This is a genomic window from Marinobacterium maritimum (assembly GCF_039523155.1).
GTDB classification, from domain to species: domain Bacteria; phylum Pseudomonadota; class Gammaproteobacteria; order Pseudomonadales; family Balneatricaceae; genus Marinobacterium; species Marinobacterium maritimum.
Genome location: NZ_BAAAET010000003.1, coordinates 259,919 through 277,935, shown reverse-complemented (window position 1 = coordinate 277,935; position 18,017 = coordinate 259,919). Strand labels below are relative to the sequence as shown.

At 58.7% G+C, this 18,017-nt stretch carries 17 protein-coding genes and 4 tRNA genes; 19 read left to right on the top strand and 2 right to left on the bottom strand.

Annotation, left to right across the window (positions count from 1 at the left end; all coding sequences use genetic code 11):
* The first annotated feature begins 59 nt into the window (after positions 1-59).
* From ftsB to rpoS, 7 genes are all read left to right on the top strand, one after another.
* Positions 60-356: a cell division protein FtsB gene (ftsB, locus tag ABD013_RS12285; protein ID WP_343806281.1), complete on the top strand. Its 297-nt coding sequence runs from the start codon at positions 60-62 to the stop codon at positions 354-356.
* Positions 353-1,390 carry a tRNA pseudouridine(13) synthase TruD gene (truD, locus tag ABD013_RS12280; RefSeq protein WP_343806280.1) on the top strand — a complete coding sequence of 346 codons (1,038 nt, stop codon included), beginning with the start codon at positions 353-355 and terminating at the stop codon, positions 1,388-1,390. The genes ftsB and truD overlap by 4 nt, the downstream gene beginning before the upstream one ends.
* Positions 1,391-1,405: 15 nt before the next feature.
* Entirely contained in the window at positions 1,406-2,161 is a 756-nt protein-coding gene (surE, locus tag ABD013_RS12275) for a 5'/3'-nucleotidase SurE (RefSeq protein WP_343806278.1), read from the top strand.
* A 26-nt stretch (positions 2,162-2,187) separates the two neighbouring features.
* Positions 2,188-2,823, top strand: a complete 636-nt coding sequence (locus ABD013_RS12270; RefSeq protein ID WP_343807411.1) for a protein-L-isoaspartate(D-aspartate) O-methyltransferase — start codon at positions 2,188-2,190, stop codon at positions 2,821-2,823.
* Positions 2,824-2,839: 16 nt separating this feature from the next.
* Entirely contained in the window at positions 2,840-3,760 is a 921-nt protein-coding gene (locus tag ABD013_RS12265; protein WP_343806276.1) for a polyprenyl-phosphate transporter, read from the top strand.
* 14 nt (positions 3,761-3,774) lie between these two features.
* On the top strand, positions 3,775-4,611 hold the full coding sequence (locus ABD013_RS12260) for a peptidoglycan DD-metalloendopeptidase family protein (protein ID WP_343806273.1): 837 nt from the start codon (positions 3,775-3,777) through the stop codon (positions 4,609-4,611).
* A 66-nt stretch (positions 4,612-4,677) separates the two neighbouring features.
* A complete protein-coding gene (rpoS, locus tag ABD013_RS12255; protein ID WP_343806271.1) occupies positions 4,678-5,721 on the top strand; it encodes an RNA polymerase sigma factor RpoS in 1,044 nt (347 codons plus the stop codon).
* Between the two features lie 26 nt (positions 5,722-5,747).
* Here the strand turns inward: rpoS and fdxA are convergent, their stop codons facing one another.
* Both fdxA and mutS read right to left on the bottom strand, forming a co-directional pair.
* Positions 5,748-6,071, bottom strand: coding sequence for a ferredoxin FdxA (gene fdxA / locus ABD013_RS12250; protein WP_343806269.1), 324 nt, complete (start codon positions 6,069-6,071; stop codon positions 5,748-5,750).
* 59 nt (positions 6,072-6,130) lie between these two features.
* Positions 6,131-8,734, bottom strand: a complete 2,604-nt coding sequence (gene mutS / locus ABD013_RS12245) for a DNA mismatch repair protein MutS (protein WP_343806267.1) — start codon at positions 8,732-8,734, stop codon at positions 6,131-6,133.
* A 115-nt stretch (positions 8,735-8,849) separates the two neighbouring features.
* Here mutS and ABD013_RS12240 point away from each other — a divergent pair, with 115 nt between their 5' ends.
* From ABD013_RS12240 to ABD013_RS12185, 12 genes are all read left to right on the top strand, one after another.
* A complete protein-coding gene (locus tag ABD013_RS12240) occupies positions 8,850-9,326 on the top strand; it encodes a CinA family protein (RefSeq protein WP_343806265.1) in 477 nt (158 codons plus the stop codon).
* Between the two features lie 89 nt (positions 9,327-9,415).
* A complete protein-coding gene (recA, locus tag ABD013_RS12235; protein ID WP_343806263.1) occupies positions 9,416-10,459 on the top strand; it encodes a recombinase RecA in 1,044 nt (347 codons plus the stop codon).
* Positions 10,460-10,517: 58 nt separating this feature from the next.
* Complete coding sequence (locus ABD013_RS12230) at positions 10,518-10,988, top strand: regulatory protein RecX (protein WP_343806261.1); 471 nt, start codon at positions 10,518-10,520, stop codon at positions 10,986-10,988.
* 167 nt (positions 10,989-11,155) lie between these two features.
* Positions 11,156-13,750: an alanine--tRNA ligase gene (alaS, locus tag ABD013_RS12225; RefSeq protein ID WP_343807408.1), complete on the top strand. Its 2,595-nt coding sequence runs from the start codon at positions 11,156-11,158 to the stop codon at positions 13,748-13,750.
* Between the two features lie 57 nt (positions 13,751-13,807).
* Entirely contained in the window at positions 13,808-15,043 is a 1,236-nt protein-coding gene (locus ABD013_RS12220; protein ID WP_343806259.1) for an aspartate kinase, read from the top strand.
* Between the two features lie 194 nt (positions 15,044-15,237).
* The gene (gene csrA, locus ABD013_RS12215) at positions 15,238-15,426 is read left to right on the top strand and encodes a carbon storage regulator CsrA (protein ID WP_343806257.1); all 189 of its coding nucleotides are present in this window, start codon (positions 15,238-15,240) and stop codon (positions 15,424-15,426) included.
* A 65-nt stretch (positions 15,427-15,491) separates the two neighbouring features.
* A tRNA-Ser gene (locus ABD013_RS12210) sits at positions 15,492-15,579 on the top strand.
* 8 nt (positions 15,580-15,587) lie between these two features.
* A tRNA-Arg gene (locus ABD013_RS12205) sits at positions 15,588-15,664 on the top strand.
* A 41-nt stretch (positions 15,665-15,705) separates the two neighbouring features.
* Positions 15,706-15,782: transfer RNA gene (locus ABD013_RS12200), tRNA-Arg, on the top strand.
* Positions 15,783-15,804: 22 nt separating this feature from the next.
* A tRNA-Arg gene (locus ABD013_RS12195) sits at positions 15,805-15,881 on the top strand.
* Positions 15,882-15,955: 74 nt separating this feature from the next.
* Entirely contained in the window at positions 15,956-17,416 is a 1,461-nt protein-coding gene (thiI, locus tag ABD013_RS12190) for a tRNA uracil 4-sulfurtransferase ThiI (RefSeq protein ID WP_343806255.1), read from the top strand.
* A 349-nt stretch (positions 17,417-17,765) separates the two neighbouring features.
* The gene (locus tag ABD013_RS12185) at positions 17,766-18,008 is read left to right on the top strand and encodes an OadG family protein (protein ID WP_343806254.1); all 243 of its coding nucleotides are present in this window, start codon (positions 17,766-17,768) and stop codon (positions 18,006-18,008) included.
* Positions 18,009-18,017 lie beyond the last annotated feature (9 nt).

Sequence of the window (18,017 nt, the reverse complement as noted above, 5' to 3'; positions counted from 1 at the left end):
AAAAGGGGGCTTTAGGCCCCCTTTTTTGACCCTGGGCCCTGCAGGCAAGAGGTAAATGCGTGTACCGCTGGTTGTTGTTGATTTTGCTGGTGATGCTCGCCGGGTTGCAATATCGGCTCTGGTTTGGCGAGGCCAACCTGCGCCAGGTGTGGCAGCTGGAGCAGCAGATACTGGACCAGCAGCAGGTCAACCAGCAGCTGACCGAACGCAACAAGCGTCTCGAGGCTGAGGTGCAGGATCTCAAGCAGGGGCTGACCGCCCTGGAGGAGCGTGCTCGCAGTGAGATGGGCATGATCCGTGAAGGTGAGACCTTCTTCCAGTTAATCGAACCCGAGCCGGAGACATCCCGACGTTGAATCTAGATCTCGCCTGTAAGTGGCTGTATGGCGAGCCATCATCCCACGCCGTATTACGTACCACCGCGGACGACTTTCAGGTCTTCGAGCGCTTGCCTTTCGAGCCGGATGGCGAAGGTGAGCATCTGTTCCTTTACATCCGCAAGACCGGGGAAAACACCGACTGGGTGGCGCGTCAGCTGGCACGTTTCTGCCAGGTCAGTCCGCGTGATGTGGGTTATGCCGGCAAAAAGGACCGCCATGCGGTGACCGAGCAGTGGTTCAGTGTACGTCTGCCGATCGGACGAACGCTGAACTGGCAGCAGTTCGGCGGTGATACCATCGAGGTACTGAAAACCGCGCGTCACAGTCGTAAACTCAGGCTGGGAGCCTTGTCTGGCAACCGCTTCGTGATTCGCTTGCGTGATGTCACGGATCCGGCTGCCTTTGCCGCGCGTGTGGAGCTGGCGCGGGCCGGTGTGCCCAACTACTTCGGCGAGCAGCGTTTCGGCCGTGAAGGTGGCAACCTGGTCAAGGGGCAGGCACTGTTGGCCGGTACCCTGAAGGAACGCCAGCGGCACAAGAAGGGTCTGTATATCTCTGCACTGCGTTCCTGGCTGTTCAACCAGGTGATCAGCGCCCGTATCGGGCAGGGACTTTGGCACAGCATACTGCCCGGCGATGTACTCATGCTGAATGGCTCTCAGAGCTGTTTTCTGGCCGGGGATGAAGCAGACCTGGAGCAGCGCCTTGAGCAGGGTGACCTGCATCTGACCGGCCCCATGTGGGGACGGGGCGAGCTGATGACCCAAAGCGAGGCGCGGGCCTTTGAGAGCGCTGCTCTGGCGCCCTGGCAGGAACTCTGCACAGGTCTGGAAGGGCTCGGCCTGAATCAGGAACGGCGCTCCCTGCGCCTGGTGCCTCTGGGGCTGAAAGCTGAAGCCGAGGCAGAGGGCATGTGGCGGCTGGAATTCGAGCTGCCGGCCGGCGCCTTTGCCACCAGTGTATTGCGTGAACTTTGTCAGTGGCACAACGCCGCCACCGAGCAGACATAATCAAGAAGAACTGACATGCTGACCCTGATTTCTAATGACGACGGTGTATATGCACCGGGACTTGCCACCCTGGCGGAACGCCTGGCGCAGGATCATCAGACCTGTGTGGTGGCGCCAGATCGAAACCGCAGCGGTGCCAGCAACTCGCTGACGCTGGACCGTCCGCTGGAGGCCCATCGACACAGCAGTGGCTATTACGGTATCAACGGTACACCGACCGATTGCGTGCACCTGGGTGGATCGGGGCTGTTTACCGACGGCAAGCGGCCGGATATTGTCGTCTCCGGCATCAATGCCGGCGCCAATCTCGGTGATGATGTGCTCTATTCCGGTACCGTGGCAGCGGCGACCGAAGGGCGCCATTGTCGGTTGCCGCCGATCGCCGTATCCATGCACAGCTTCCATCCACAGCACTACGAAACGGCGGCGGAAATCGTAGCGTCTCTGGTGCAGCACCTGGAAAGCCTGGTCGTAGCGCCGCGCACGGTACTCAACGTCAATGTGCCCGATCTGCCTCTCGATCAGATCAAGGGCATTCATGTCACTCGTCTGGGGCATCGACATGGCGCCGAGCCGCCGGTACAGGTGGAGGACCCGCGTGGCCGCACCCGTTACTGGATAGCCGGAGCGGGTGCGGCAGCCGATTCTGAACCCGGGACCGATTTTTATGCTGTGGATAACGGCTTTGTCTCGGTAACGCCACTGCAGATCGACATGACCCACTATTCCGGCATGGATAACCTGGCGGACTGGCTGGAGGGGATGATGTGATCGACAGGGATCTGCAGGGTATCGGCATGACCTCCCGGCGTACCCGGGAGCGCCTGGCGCAGCGGCTGCGTGACCAGGGCATTGCCAATGAAGAGGTGCTGAAAACGCTGATCGACACGCCGCGCCATATTTTTATTGATGAGGCGCTGTCGCATCGGGCATACGAGGATACGGCGCTGCCGATCGGTTTCAACCAGACCATCTCCCAGCCCTATATTGTGGCGCGAATGACCGAGCTGTTGCTGGAGGCGGGTCCGCTGGACAAAGTATTGGAAGTGGGTACCGGGTCCGGTTATCAGACGGCTATTCTGGCTCAGCTGGTGGACCAGGTTTTCAGCGTCGAGCGGATACGCCCGCTGCAGGAAAAGGCGCGCAAGCGGCTGCAGCGACTCAAGCTGCACAATGTCATGCTGCGCCATACTGACGGCGGCATGGGCTGGCCGGACAAGGCTCCCTTTGATGGCATACTGGTGACGGCGGCGCCACGCGAAGTGCCGCCGGAACTGCTTGAGCAGCTTGCGGTTGGTGGGCGGCTGGTCATTCCGGTGGGAGATGAACATCAGGCTCTGAAACGGATCACCCGTGTCAGCGAGACCGAATACAACACCGAAGTGCTGGAAAGCGTCCGTTTCGTGCCGCTGCTGGGCGGCACGGTACGTTAATTGATGAGGAACAGGCGTGCGAAGTAAAAAGGACTACCTGCTGCTGTCCGGCAAAGGGATGATGATGGGGGCTGCTGATGCGGTGCCTGGCGTGTCCGGTGGCACTATTGCGTTTATTACCGGTATCTATGAAGAGCTCATTGATACACTGAAACAGTTCAACCCCGAAGCGGTTCGTGTGCTGTTCAGCGAAGGTTTTCTATCCTGCTGGCGCTATGTCAACGGCAACTTCCTGCTGGCACTGTTCAGCGGGATATTGTTGAGCCTGATATCAGTCTCGCACGCGGTGCTCTACCTGTTGGACCAGCACCCGATCCTGCTCTGGTCATTCTTCTTTGGCCTGATTCTGGCCTCCACCTGGAGTGTAGTGCGCCATATTCGAGGCTGGAACAGCAACCTGATCGCGATGTTCGTCAGCGGGGCATTGCTGGCCTATATCATTACCGAGCAGGCGCCCGGTGCGGTCGAGCCTACCTTGATGATGATCTTCCTGTCCGGCATGATCGCTATCTGTGCGATGATTCTGCCGGGTATTTCGGGCAGCTTTATCCTGCTGCTGATGGGGATGTATACGCCGATACTCAGTGCGATCAAGGGCCTTGAATGGCTCACGTTGGGCCTTTTTGCCAGTGGCTGTGTACTGGGCCTGCTGAGCTTTTCCCGGGTGTTGAGCTGGGCGTTCCACCACCATCGCATGCTGACCCTGGCCCTGCTGGGCGGTTTCATGTTGGGCTCGCTGAACAAGGTATGGCCGTGGAAATATACTCTGGCCTATACCATCAATCGGCACGGTGAAGAGGTGCCTCTGTTGCAGGATAATCTGCTGCCGGGCAGCTATGAAGTCCTGACCGGGTTGAGTGCCTGGTTCTGGCCTGCCGTAGCACTGATGTTGTTGGGTGCGCTGCTGGGAGTGGTGATGGACCGCCAGCAGCACTGAATTGGGAGGCCGGAGTGCCCTATCGTCTGCTGCTTGTGCTGACCTGCCTGAGCCTTCTGCTTGGCGGCTGCTCGACCGGTTATGCACCGGTCAGCGAGCGTTCGCTGGGGGCTCGGTCCAGCAGCAAGGGGCCGGCTCCGGCCCGTTACCGGGTGCAACGTGGCGATACCCTTTACTCCATCGCTTTTCGCTATGGTCTCGATTACCGTCGAGTTGCCCGCTGGAACAATATCGATAGCCGCTATTTCATCTATCCCGGGCAGAAGTTGCGCCTGAAGCCTCCTGTTGCTGCCAGCTCACAGTCCCGCCCAACCTCCCGTTCCAACTCCCCGGCGACAGCGCCGGCAACCTCGACTTCATCCCGAACGGTTGCTGCGGCCGGTTCGACAGGCAGTGCCGCGACAACCCGACCTGCCAAACCCGCCAAACCCGCCAAACCCAGTGCAGCGACGACGGGCAAAACCTCGACCGCCACTGCGCCTGTCCGCTGGCACTGGCCCCATTCGGGTAAAATTATCCTGGCCTTCGGGCGTGGTCAGCCGGCCAATAAGGGGCTCGATATCGCCGGTCGGTCGGGTGAAACCGTGAAAGCGGCTGCCCATGGCGAGGTGGTCTACGCCGGCAACGGGCTGCTCGGTTATGGCAATCTGGTCATCATCAACCACGATAAACGTTATCTGAGTGCGTATGCACATAACAGTCGCATCTTTGTACGAGAGGGTGATAAGGTTAAAGCTGGTGAAAAAATAGCCGAAATAGGTAAGACCGGTGCCACGCGTTCGATGCTCCATTTCGAAATACGTCGCGATGGTGATCCGGTTGACCCGTTACGCTATCTTCCCAAGCGATAACAACAATAAAAATCATAACAAGCCGGGACAGGGTAGTTGCCCTCCCGAACCCTGGGGGTGAAGAATATGGCAATCCTAGGAGAAGAGATTCGTTATTCCGCGCAGAGTGGGGATAACGACTTGGATGATGAACGTCGACTGGCGACGATGGATGAGGATGACCAGGACGATGATACCGACAGCAGTGACGAGGAAGAGTCCTCTGAAGAGCTGCCCGAGTTCATCAACAGTGGTCGTGGACGTGGCTCCATGGCACACAAGGATCTGGTCAACGCTCGCTCGCTGGATGCGACTCAACTATATTTGAACGAAATCGGTTTTTCGCCACTGCTGACCGCAGAGGAGGAGGTGTACTTCTCCCGTCTTGCCCTCAAGGGGGAGGAAGCGGCACGCAAGCGAATGATCGAAAGCAACCTGCGCCTGGTGGTCAAGATCGCCCGTCGCTACATCAACCGTGGCCTGACCCTGCTCGACCTGATCGAAGAGGGTAACCTGGGCCTGATCCGTGCGGTAGAAAAGTTCGACCCCGAGCGCGGCTTCCGTTTTTCGACCTACGCCACCTGGTGGATCCGACAGACCATCGAGCGGGCGATCATGAACCAGACCCGTACCATCCGCTTGCCGATTCATGTGGTCAAGGAACTCAATGTCTACCTGCGTGCCTCCCGCGAACTGGCGCAAAAGCTGGACCATGAGCCCACGGCGGAGGAAATCGCGGCGCTGGTCGACAAGCCGGTAGCCAACGTGGAGCGGATGCTGGGCCTGAACGAACGGGTCAGCTCGGTCGATGTGCCGGCTGGTCAGGGCGCCGACAAGCCGCTGCTGGATACCATTGCCGACCAGGATGCGGCGGATCCCGAAACCCTGCTGCAAAGCAACAACATCAGCGGTAACCTGAATCGATGGCTGGAGATGTTGCCGGAGAAGCATGCTGACGTGCTGTCGCGCCGCTTCGGGCTGCGCGGGTATGAGATGAGTACCCTTGAGCAGGTCGGGCAGGAGATCGGTCTGACCCGTGAGCGGGTGCGACAAATCCAGGTTGAAGCTTTGCGCAAACTGCGTGAAATCGTCGAGAAAAACGGCCTGACCGGCGAGGACCTGTTGCAGTAACAGGTCTCGTCGGACAGAGGGCCGGATCAGCGCTCAAGATACTGCAGCTTGTCCGGCACCCCATCCCACTTCTCGGCATCGGGCAAGGGTGCCTTGCGTTCGGTGATGTTGGGCCAGGTCTCGGCCAGTTCGGCATTGAGCTGGTAGAACTTGTCCTGCTCCGGGCTCAGGTCATCCTCGTGCAGAATTGCCTCGGCTGGACATTCCGGCTCACAGAGGCCGCAGTCGATACACTCGTCCGGGTGAATCACCAGAAAGTTCGGTCCTTCGTAGAAGCAGTCCACCGGGCAGACCTCGACACAGTCGGTGTACTTACAGCGGATGCAGTTCTCGGTCACGATGTAGGTCATCGTTCAGCCTCCCATTGGCTCAATTCTGAGTGCAGTATAGTGCGCCATCGATTCTTTGCTCAGGACAACAGCGCCTTGAGCGCATAGAGCTGCTCCAGTGCCTGTTTGGGCGTCAGCTCGTCCGGGTCCAGTTCACGCAGCTGGCGTTCGGCGGCCGAAGGTTGATAGCTGACAAACATGTCGGTCTGCATCGGCTCCTCTGGTGTCTGCACGAACACCGGCTCCGGGTTGCGCGTTACCTTCTCTCCCTGATCACGGCTGTCCTGCTCCAGCAGTACCAGCTTGTCACGTGCATTACGGATCACGTCGGCCGGGATGCCCGCCAGCTGAGCCACCTGCAGGCCGTAACTCTGGCTGGCCGGGCCTTCCTGAACCTCATGCATAAACACGATATGGTCGTTGTGCTCGACGGCGGTCAGGTGCACGTTGGCAACCCCTCTTTCCCGTTCAGGCAGGCTGGTCAGTTCGAAGTAGTGGGTGGCGAACAGGGTGAAGGCCTTGACCTCACGGGCCAGGAATTCGGCGCAGGACCAGGCCAGTGACAGGCCGTCGAAGGTGCTGGTGCCGCGTCCTACCTCGTCCATCAGCACCAGGCTGCGATCGCTGGCGTTGTGCAGAATGTTGGCCGTTTCGGTCATCTCGACCATGAAGGTGGAACGACCGCCGGCCAAATCGTCGGAGGATCCCATACGGGTAAAGATGCGGTCCACAATGCCGATGGTGGCCGCTTCTGCCGGTACATAGCTGCCGATGTGAGCCAGCAGGGTGATCAGCGCTGCCTGGCGCATGTAGGTGGATTTACCGCCCATGTTGGGGCCGGTGATCACCAGCATGTGGCGCTCGCTGTCCAGCACCAGGTCGTTGGCGACGAAGGGGCCGTCCAGCACCGCTTCCACTACCGGGTGGCGGCCCTGGGTGATCTGCAGGCAGGGTTCATCGACCAGTTGCGGGCGCTGGTAATCCAGCGACAAGGCGCGTTCGGCAAGGGTGTTGAGTACGTCCAGCTCGGCCAGGGCGGCGGCCGACTCCTGCAGCGGCGCCAGCTCGGCCGCTAACAGTTCGAGCAGCTCGTCGTACAGCTGCTTCTCGCGCGCCAGTGCCTTGCTCTTGGCACTCAGTGCCTTGTCTTCGAACTCCTTGAGCTCCGGTGTAATGTAGCGCTCGGCGTTTTTCAGTGTCTGGCGGCGGATATACTCGGCCGGCATGTCGATCGCCTGCGCCTTGCTGACCTCGATGTAGTAGCCATGCACCCGGTTATAACCCACCTTGAGGGTCGAGATGTCAGTCCGGGCGCGTTCGCGCGCTTCCAGTTGCAGCAGGAAATCGCCGGCGTTTTCGCTCAGGCCACGCAACTCATCGAGCTCGGCATCATAGCCAGCGGCGATGACACCGCCATCGCGGATCACCACCGGGGGCGCGTCGATGATGGCGCGGGCGAGCAGGTCAGCCAGTTCCGGGAAGGTGGTGATGGTTTTGGCCAGGGTGCCGATGCGGCGTGAGTCGTTGCGTGCCAGCTGCTGCTGCAGCTCCGGCAGTGATGCCAGAGCGTTGCGCAGCCGCTCCAGGTCGCGTGGGCGAGCCGAGCGCAGGGCGACGCGCGACAGAATACGCTCCATGTCACCGATTGGCTTGAGCTGCTCGGCGATATTGTCGCTGCAGTCCGGGCGCAGCAGCCAGCGGATCGCATCCTGACGCGCTTCAAGGGTGGCGCGATCACGCAGCGGACGGTGCAGCCAGCGGCGCAGCAGACGGCTGCCCATGGGGGTTTTGCACTTGTCCAGCACCGAGGCCAGGGTGTTACTGCGGCCGCCGGACAGGTTCAGATCCAGCTCCAGGTTGCGTCGGGTTGCGGCATCGAGAATCACCGCTTCATCGTGCTGTTCTACCTGCAGACGACGGATATGCGGCAAGCTGCTGCGTTGGGTGTCGCGGGCATACTGCAGCAGGCAGCCGGCCGCGCAGATGGCCAGACCCAGATGGTCGCAGCCGAAGCCGCTCAGGTCACGGGTATTGAACTGATCGCATAGCAGGCGTTCGGCGGTATCGGCCTCAAAATCCCAGGGCGGACGGGCATGGGCACCCGGGCGCTTACTCAGCGCTTCAGGCACGGCAACATCATCAGGATAGAGCAGTTCCGCCGGGCGCAGACGTTCAAGCTCCGCCAGCAGGGCTTCATCGTCGTCCACCTCGAACAGGCTGAAACGACCGGAGCTGATATCAATCATTGCCAGGCCGTAACGGTCGCCCTGCCGAGCCACGCCCATCAGCAGGTTGTCCTGATGCTCGTCCAGCAAGGCTTCGTCACTGAGCGTGCCCGGGGTGACAATGCGGACCACCTCGCGCGCCACGGGGCCCTTGCTGGTCGCCGGGTCGCCAACCTGTTCACAGATCACTACTGACTCGCCTGCCTTGACGATACGGGCGATGTAGCCTTCGGCCGAATGGTAGGGGATCCCCGCCATGGGAATGGGTTCGCCGGCAGATTTGCCGCGCGCGGTCAGCGAGATATCCAGCAGTGCCGCCGCTTTCTTGGCGTCGTCGTAGAACAGTTCGTAGAAATCACCCATGCGGTAGAACAGCAGCTGGTCCGGGTGTTGGGCCTTGATGCGCAGGTACTGCTGCATCATCGGAGTGTGCTGGGTGCTCTTGCTTGCTGAAGACATAGTTGACGCGGTCATCCTGTTGGCGGGGATTGAATCGGGTTCGGCTCGAGGTTTTAATGGAAGAATTGTACGTCAAACACGGCACGCTGCGTAGTCGCGGCTTTGGAGTAACACTATGAAAAACCTGGCACAGAAAGTAGGTGAAACCCTGTTGGCAAAGGGTATGAAACTGGCTACGGCCGAGTCCTGCACCGGAGGCTGGGTGTCCCAGGCGGTAACGGCGGTTCCCGGCAGCTCCGGTTGGTTCGATTGCGGCTTCGTGTCCTATTCCAATACCGCCAAGCAGAAAATGCTGGGCGTCGATCTGGAGGTGCTGGAAACCAAGGGAGCGGTCAGTGAGTCCGTGGTGGCGCAGATGGCTGAAGGCGCGCTGCGCAACAGCGATGCCAATATCGCGGTGGCAATCAGTGGTATCGCCGGGCCGGACGGCGGCAGTGAAGACAAACCGGTGGGTACGGTCTGGTTTGCCTGGGCGATCGATGGTCACCCCACTGTGACTTGTCTTAGCTTCTTCAACGGCGATCGCGACGAAATCCGTCTGCAGGCGGTGGAGCAGGCGCTGGAAGGGGTGATGGCCTACCTGCCACATTGATGTTAGAGAGGTTGCAATCTGATCAGGGTGTGAAATAATACTGTCCAGATATACAGTATTTAACCACTCGGCCAATGAAAGGTTTCCCGATGGACGCAAACAGAAAGAAAGCGTTGGATGCAGCACTGTCACAGATTGAACGTCAGTTCGGCAAGGGCGCCGTCATGCGCATGGGCGATCAGCCCCGTGAAGCCATTCCGGCGGTTTCCACTGGCTCTCTGGGTCTGGATATCGCGCTGGGTATTGGCGGTCTGCCGTTCGGTCGAGTGGTTGAAATTTACGGCCCGGAATCCTCCGGTAAGACCACGCTGACCCTGCAGGTCATCGCCGAGGCGCAGAAACAGGGCAAGACCTGTGCCTTTGTTGATGCCGAGCATGCGCTTGATCCGGTTTACGCGGAGAAGCTGGGCGTGGATGTGGATGCGCTGCTGGTGTCCCAGCCGGACACCGGTGAGCAGGCGCTGGAGATCACCGATATGCTGACCCGCTCCGGTGCGGTAGACGTGATCATCGTCGACTCCGTGGCGGCGCTGGTGCCCAAGGCGGAGATCGAGGGTGAAATGGGTGACTCCCATGTCGGCCTGCAGGCGCGTCTGATGTCTCAGGCACTGCGTAAGCTGACCGGCAGCGTCAAACAGTCGAACTGCCTGCTGGTGTTTATCAACCAGATCCGCATGAAGATCGGCGTCATGTTTGGTAACCCGGAAACCACGACCGGCGGTAACGCGCTCAAGTTCTACGCCTCTGTGCGTCTGGATATTCGCCGCACCGGTGCGGTGAAGCAGGGTGACGAGGTGGTCGGCAACGAAACCCGCGTCAAGGTGGTCAAGAACAAGGTGTCGCCGCCGTTCCGTCAGGCCGAGTTCCAGATCCTGTATGGCCAGGGCATCTACCACATGGGTGAAGTCGTTGACCTGGGGGTACAGCAGGGTCTGGTCGACAAGTCCGGTGCATGGTACGCCTACAAGGGTGACAAGATCGGTCAGGGTAAGGCCAATGCCGCCAAGTACCTGGAAGAGCATCCGGAAGTGGCGCAGGAGATCGAAAGCGAGATCCGTGCCCAGCTGCTCAACGTGCCCAAGCCGAAAGAAGCGGCGGCGGCCAGCGAAGAAGCGGGTCAGCTGGATCTCTGATCCAACGCGATACTATCCACAGGGGCCTCAGGGCCCCTGTTTTGTTTGGGAGTCAGTGATGGCCAAAATGCTGGAAAATGAGGCTGACATTCGTAATGCGGCCATCGCCTTGCTGGCGCGGAGGGAATACAGCCGGGCGGAACTGGTCCGGAAACTGGGGCCACGAGTCGAAGCTGAGACGATGCTGGCCAGTGTACTGAACCAGCTGGAGCAGGACGGTTATCAAAGCGACCAGCGCTTTGCCGAGGTGTTTGCACGCAGCCGGCTGGGGTCGGGCTATGGCCAGATGCGCATTCGTCAGGAGTTGCAGCGCAAGGGCATCGCCCGCGAGCGGATCGAGCAGGTGTTGCTGGAGCAGGAAACCGACAGCCGTCAACTGGCGCTGGAGTGCCATCAACGCCGCTTTGGTGAAACCAGTCCCGCAGATCAGAAAGAGTATGCCAGGCGGATGCGCTTTCTGGTCAACCGGGGCTTTTCCTTTGAGGATGCCCGTTATGCGATCACGCATACAGGGGCCGAAGAGGGCTGATATCAGCGGGTTCGGGGCGAAAAGCGAACGCAAAAGCTATCGTACATTTTTTGCCCGCGTTATATACTTGTCGGCTAATTTTTGCGTACAAATGCCCGCTTTTTATCCTGTAAAAAGTGGCCTGTCGTGCCAATCAGTACAGACGCAACGGACCTTATATGAATTACATGACAAGTGCGGAAATCCGCCAGGCATTTCTCGATTACTTCAACCAGCAAGGGCATGAGGTTGTCGCTTCCAGCCCGCTGATTCCGGGTAACGATCCGACGTTGCTGTTCACCAACGCCGGTATGGTGCAGTTCAAGGATGTGTTCCTGGGCTCTGACAAACGCGCCTACAGCCGTGCGACAAGCTCGCAGCGCTGTGTGCGCGCCGGCGGCAAGCACAATGACCTGGAAAATGTCGGCTACACCGCACGTCATCACACCTTCTTCGAAATGCTGGGCAACTTCAGTTTCGGCGACTATTTCAAGCGCGAAGCGATCAAGTTTGCCTGGGAATTCCTGACCCAGCGTCTGGGGCTGCCGGAAGAGCGTCTCTGGGTAACCGTTCACTACACCGACGACGAAGCCGAGAAGATCTGGAAAGAGGAGATGGGCGTCAACCCCGAGCGCTTCTCCAAGCTGGATGAAGACAACTTCTGGGCCATGGGTGATACCGGTCCCTGCGGCCCCTGTACGGAAATCTTTTTTGATCACGGCCCTGATGTGGCCGGTGGGCCTCCGGGCAGCCCGGATGAAGATGGCGACCGTTACATCGAGATCTGGAACCTGGTATTCATGCAGTACAACCGTTCTGCTGACGGTACCATGGAGCCGCTGGCGGCGCCGAGCATCGATACTGGTATGGGCCTGGAGCGTGTTGCAGCCGTCATGCAGGGCGTCCACAGCAACTACGAGATCGACCTGTTCCAGAACCTGCTCAAGGCGACAGCGTCGGTACTGGGGCTGGACAGCCTCGACAGCAAGTCACTGCGCGTCATTGCCGATCACATCCGTTCCTGCTCCTTCCTGATTACCGATGGCGTGCTGCCCTCCAACGAAGGTCGCGGCTACGTGCTGCGTCGTATCATGCGTCGTGCCATCCGTCACGGTAACAAGCTGGGGGCCAATGAGCCCTTCTTCCACAAGCTGGTGGCCCCGCTTGTCAATGAGATGGGCGAAGCCTATCCGGAACTGGCCAAGATGCAGGCGCAGGTTGAGCGCATCCTGCTGAAGGAAGAACAGCAGTTTGCCAAGACACTGGATCATGGCATGCAGCTGCTTACTCAGGCGATCGCGGAACTGGATGGCAAGGTCATCCCGGGTGAGACCGTTTTCCGCCTGTACGATACCTATGGCTTCCCGGTGGATTTGACCGCCGATGTCGCGCGTGAGCACGAGCTGAGCCTAGATATGGACGGCTTCGAGCAGGCGATGGAGGCGCAGCGTGAGCGTGCTCGCGCCTCTGGCCAGTTCTCCGTTGACTACAATGATCAGATCAAGCTGGACGGCAGCACCGCCTTCACCGGCTATGATCGCCTGGAAGACCGCGCTGAAGTGGTTGCGCTCTATCGTGAGGGTGAACAGGTCAATCAGCTGTCCGCTGGCGAGACTGGCGTGGTAGTACTGAAGAATACCGCCTTCTACGCTGAATCCGGTGGTCAGGCCGGCGACCAGGGGGTACTGCGCTGGGATCGTGGCCAGTTCGAGGTTAGCGACTGCACCAAGGAAAGCGGTCACCACCTGCATCACGGCAGCCTGAGCGAAGGTGTGCTGCAGGTGGGCGACCAGGTGGTCACTGAAGTGGATATGGCCAAGCGTCAGGCGACGGCACTGAACCACTCCGCGACTCACCTGCTGCACGCGGCCCTGCGCAAGGTACTGGGCGATCACGTGCAGCAGAAAGGCTCTCTGGTAAATGCCGAGCGTCTGCGTTTCGACTTCGCCCATTTCGAGGCGATGACCGCAGAACAGATCGCTGAAGTTGAGGCGATGGTCAACCATCAGGTGCGCGCCAACTCGACGGTGGAAACCGAGCTGATGGAGCTGGATGCGGCCAAGGAAAAGGGCGCCATGGCGCTGTTCGGCGAGAAGTACGATGCCGAAGTGCGCGTGCTGAGCATGGGCGGTGACTTCTCGGTCGAGCTGTGCGGTGGTACCCACGCCAAGCGTACCGGTGATATCGGCCTGCTGAAGATCGTCGCCGAGAGTGGTATCGCCTCCGGTGTGCGTCGTATCGAGGCTGTAACCGGTGCCGGGGCTCTGCAGTGGATCAACGCCAATGAGCTGGCGCTGGGCGAGATCGCCTCGCTGGTGAAGGGCTCTCGTGACTCTGCGCTGGACAAGGTCCGTGGCCTCAATGAGCGCAACCGTCAGCTGGAGAAAGAGATCGAACGCCTGACTGCGAAACTGGCCAGTGCCCAGAGCGGCGATCTGTTGAGTCAGGTTCAGGACGTCAACGGCATCAAGGTGCTGGCGGCCAAGCTTGAAGGGATCGAGCCGAAAGCGCTGCGCGATACGCTGGATCAGCTGAAGAACAAGCTGGGCAGCGGTGTAGTGGTACTGATGACGGCTCAGGAAGACAAGGTCAGCCTGATTGCCGGTGTGACCAAGGATCTGACCGGTCAGATCAAGGCGGGCGATCTGGTACGTGAACTGGCATCACGTCTGGGTGGTAAAGGGGGCGGGCGCCCCGACATGGCACAGGGTGGCGGCACTGATGTGAGTGCCGTACCGGCTGCGCTTGAAGCGGTGCCCGAACTGGTTGCGGCAAGCCTGTAAGTAAAACAGGCGCTGCCGGTGCCACCTGGGCGCCGGCAGCCGAATGGAAGCTGGAAAATGGCGTTATACGTACAGAAATACGGCGGCACCTCGGTGGGCTCAGTGGAGCGTATCCAGGCCGTTGCCGAGAAAGTGAAAGGCTTTCGCCAGCAGGGACATGACGTCGTCGTCGTGGTGTCCGCCATGAGCGGTGAGACCAACCGTCTGATCGCGCTGGCCAACGAAATGCAGGAACGTCCCGATCCCCGGGAGATGGATACTTTGGTGTCCACCGGTGAGCAGGTGACCATCGCCCTGCTGTGTATGGCTCTGAAGCAGCGTGGTGTTGATGCCCGCTCCTATACCGGAGCGCAGGTGCGCATTCTGACGGATCAGTTCCACACCAAAGCACGTATTCAGGATATCGAGACCGAGCGCATGCGTTCGGACCTGGATCAGGGCCGGGTCGTCGTCGTGGCCGGTTTCCAAGGTGTTGATCCTGAAGGCAATATCACCACGCTGGGGCGCGGCGGTTCCGATACCACCGGTGTAGCGCTGGCGGCAGCCCTGAAGGCGGACGAATGCCAGATCTATACCGATGTGGATGGGGTGTATACCACTGATCCACGCGTGGTCGAAGGCGCTCAGCGTTTGGAAAAGATCACCTTCGAAGAAATGCTGGAGATGGCCAGTCTGGGCTCGAAGGTATTGCAGATCCGTTCAGTCGAGTTCGCAGGCAAGTACAAGGTCCCGTTGCGGGTTCTGTCCAGCTTTCAGGACGGACCGGGCACCCTGATTACGATAGAGGATGATGAAACTGTGGAAAAGCCGGTTATCTCAGGTATTGCGTTCAACCGTGACGAGGCCAAGCTGACCGTTGTCGGTGTGCCGGACATTCCGGGGGTGGCTTCACGGATTCTGGGGCCGATCAGCCGTGCCAACATCGAAGTGGACATGATCGTGCAGAATATCGCCGCCGATCAGACCACCGATTTTACCTTTACCGTACATAGAAACGACTATGATAAAGCGGAACAGGTGCTGCAGCAGGTCGTGAAGGAACTGGGCGCGCGTGAAGCGGTCGGAAACAACAGGATTGCCAAGGTGTCGATTGTCGGCGTAGGCATGCGCTCCCATGCGGGCGTGGCCAGCAAGATGTTCGATGCTCTGGCAGCCGAAAATATCAACATTCAGATGATCTCCACTTCCGAAATCAAGGTGTCGGTGGTGATCGCCGAGAAGTATCTCGAGCTGGCCGTGCGTGCGCTGCATTCGGCGTTCGATCTGGATGCATCTGATACAGTCCGCGAGTAACGACAGTATCAGATGACGGGGGCCAACAACTGTTCTATAGTAACGTTCTAGGCCCCCCTGAAAAGCGGTTTGAAGCGGTCTGGACCCACCCGTATTTAACCTGGATGTTCTAAGGACGTAGGGGGGGTGGGTAGAAGTTCGCTTCAGTGAACAAGAATTCAGCGCCCAACAGGACAATTTAAGGAGAGCCACAAATGCTGATTCTAACCCGCCGTGTCGGCGAAACACTCATGGTTGGTGATGATGTCACCGTTACCGTTCTCGGTGTCAAAGGTAACCAAGTCCGCATCGGTGTGAATGCGCCCAAGGATGTTTCTGTTCATCGTGAAGAGATTTATCAGCGTATTCAGCGTGAAAAGTCACAAGACGGCGAGCAAGAGTAATTTTTTTTAAAATATCTCTTTCCTTTTAAAAATCAGTCTTGTAACATACGCGCCGTTGTTGACGAGGTGAGTTGGCCGAGTGGCTGAAGGCGCGCCCCTGCTAAGGGCGTATACCGCAAGGTATCGAGGGTTCGAATCCCTCACTCACCGCCATTTGATGTGCGCCCGTAGCTCAGCTGGATAGAGTACCTGGCTACGAACCAGGCGGTCAGAGGTTCGAATCCTCTCGGGCGCGCCATCTCATGACACAAACGTTAACAGCACGTAGAAATTATGTGTGCGCCCGTAGCTCAGCTGGATAGAGTACCTGGCTACGAACCAGGCGGTCAGAGGTTCGAATCCTCTCGGGCGCGCCATCTTTTCTTCACTTTTGGGTAAGCGCCCGTAGCTCAGCTGGATAGAGTACCTGGCTACGAACCAGGCGGTCAGAGGTTCGAATCCTCTCGGGCGCGCCATCCCTCCCTCCTGATTTATTTTGCATCATCGTAAGCCGGACGCTTCGTCTGATTTCCATCTATCCGGAACTACTATGAAATTCATCGCCAAGCTGTTTCCCGAAATTACGATCAAGAGTCGTCCCGTTCGCCGTCGTCTGATTCAGCGGTTGCAGAGCAACCTGCAGATTTTGCTCAAGCGTCTTGACGAAGAGATCAAGGTCAGTGGCTTCTGGGACAAGGTCGAAGTCAGTTTTCCGGGCCAGAATGACAAGCTTGGTCGTCAGATTGTTGATGAAATGCAGCGCGTGCCGGGTATCCAGAACTTCCTGGAGGTGCAGGAGTATCCGCTGGGCAGCTTCGAAGAAGCCTTCCAGGTAACGCGTGACGCCTATGCCGAGCGCCTGAAGGGCAAGACCTTCAAGGTGCGTGTCAAGCGCACCGGCAAGCATGACTTCACCTCCGTGGAGATGGAGCGCTATGTCGGCGGCGGTCTGCGCCAGCATACCGAGGCAGCCGGTGTCGATGTACGCAAGCCGGAAGTCTGGGTTGATCTGGAAGTGCGCGACGACAAGCTGTTCGTGGTTACGGCCAACCATCAGGGCCTGGGCGGCTACCCGCTGGGCACCCAGGACGATGTGCTGTCACTGATCTCCGGTGGTTTCGACTCCGTGGTGGCCTCCTATATGACCATGCGTCGCGGCTGCAAAACCCATTTCCTGTTCTTCAACCTGGGTGGTCATGCGCACGAGATCGGCGTCAAGCAGGTCGCACTCTACCTGTGGAAGCGTTACGGCGCTTCGGCACGGGTCAAGTTCATCACCGTACCGTTTGAAGAAGTCGTGGGTGAAATCCTGCAGTCGGTGCATCACTCTCATATGGGCGTCGTGCTGAAGCGGATGATGATGCGTGCGGCCGACAAGGTGGCTGATCGCATGAAGATCGACGCGCTCGTCACCGGTGAGAGCGTGGCGCAGGTGTCCAGCCAGACCCTGCCCAACTTGCGCCTGATTGACGAGAGCTGTAATCACTTGGTGCTGCGCCCTCTGGTGACCATGGACAAGCCTGAGATTATTGATATCTCGCGCCAGATCGGCACTTTCGAGTTTGCCAGTGCCATGCCGGAGTACTGCGGAGTCATCTCCGACAAGCCGACAACCTGTGCCCGCCGTGAACGTGTCGAGGAAGAGGAGAGCAACTTCGACTTTGATACGCTGGATCGTGCTCTGGAGCAGGCTGAAGTGATCCGGATTGATGAGATTGTGGAAAATCAAAATATCAATTCCGAGATTGAAGCGATGACGCGTGTAGCCGAGCACCAAACGCTGGTGGATATCCGTCCGCCGCGTGAGCAGGAGCGCAAACCGCTGAACATGCCGGGGTGTGATATCCGGGTCATTCCGTTTTATCAGCTCGAAGCCGATTTCCCTGAACTGCCGCGGGAGCGGGAGTATCTGCTCTATTGCGACAAGGGTGTGATGTCCCAAATGCACGCCCAGCATCTGCATGAGCTCGGTTACGAAAATGTGAAAGTGTTCCGTCCAGCCACTCCTTGAGTGGCTTTTTTGTGTCGCAATTTTGTAAATTAGCCAAAAGGCTAATGCGACATTGTTGTTTTAATCGCCTCCTTCTGTGCTAATGTCGACACTATTGTCGCAGGTAGCGCGATCTGTTTGATGATCTGTAAAAAAATTACAGATTGTCGACAATCTTGCATTTGCCCCCTGAGTTTGCGTTAGAATAGATTCGCTCGATTATGTTGTGCCGCCTGATAGCTTTTATTAGGTGCTCAACCTAGTCTGAACGTCTGTCTGTCGTCCCGGCTCTGAAACCAGGAGAGTCGAGTGCGGCCAAAAGTCGCCGGCAGACCCCAGGGTTTCGAATTACAACAGGAGCACCCACAAGATGGATAATCTGTTCTCGGAAGGCCTCACACTCATGGCCTTCGGCATGGGTTTCGTCTTCGTCTTTCTGACGTTATTGGTGTTTGCTACCGGCATCATGTCACGACTGGCCAGTCGTTACCTGCCGGAACCGGCTGCTAAGGCGCCCAAGGCTCGTCCCCAGCCGGCAGCTGCTGGTACAGCATCCAACAATGATGAGCTGGTCGCGGTTATCACAGCGGCGGTACACAAGTACCGTAAGTGACGCGGTTAA

Coding starts and splice junctions, on each gene's coding strand:
- surE (WP_343806278.1), top strand. CDS start 1,406: ATGCTGACCCTGATTTCTAATGACGACGGTGTATATGCACCGGGACTT.
- ABD013_RS12270 (WP_343807411.1), top strand. CDS start 2,188: ATGACCTCCCGGCGTACCCGGGAGCGCCTGGCGCAGCGGCTGCGTGAC.
- rpoS (WP_343806271.1), top strand. CDS start 4,678: ATGGCAATCCTAGGAGAAGAGATTCGTTATTCCGCGCAGAGTGGGGAT.
- fdxA (WP_343806269.1), bottom strand. CDS start 6,071: ATGACCTACATCGTGACCGAGAACTGCATCCGCTGTAAGTACACCGAC.
- mutS (WP_343806267.1), bottom strand. CDS start 8,734: ATGTCTTCAGCAAGCAAGAGCACCCAGCACACTCCGATGATGCAGCAG.
- ABD013_RS12240 (WP_343806265.1), top strand. CDS start 8,850: ATGAAAAACCTGGCACAGAAAGTAGGTGAAACCCTGTTGGCAAAGGGT.
- recA (WP_343806263.1), top strand. CDS start 9,416: ATGGACGCAAACAGAAAGAAAGCGTTGGATGCAGCACTGTCACAGATT.
- ABD013_RS12230 (WP_343806261.1), top strand. CDS start 10,518: ATGGCCAAAATGCTGGAAAATGAGGCTGACATTCGTAATGCGGCCATC.
- alaS (WP_343807408.1), top strand. CDS start 11,156: ATGACAAGTGCGGAAATCCGCCAGGCATTTCTCGATTACTTCAACCAG.
- ABD013_RS12220 (WP_343806259.1), top strand. CDS start 13,808: ATGGCGTTATACGTACAGAAATACGGCGGCACCTCGGTGGGCTCAGTG.
- csrA (WP_343806257.1), top strand. CDS start 15,238: ATGCTGATTCTAACCCGCCGTGTCGGCGAAACACTCATGGTTGGTGAT.
- thiI (WP_343806255.1), top strand. CDS start 15,956: ATGAAATTCATCGCCAAGCTGTTTCCCGAAATTACGATCAAGAGTCGT.
- ABD013_RS12185 (WP_343806254.1), top strand. CDS start 17,766: ATGGATAATCTGTTCTCGGAAGGCCTCACACTCATGGCCTTCGGCATG.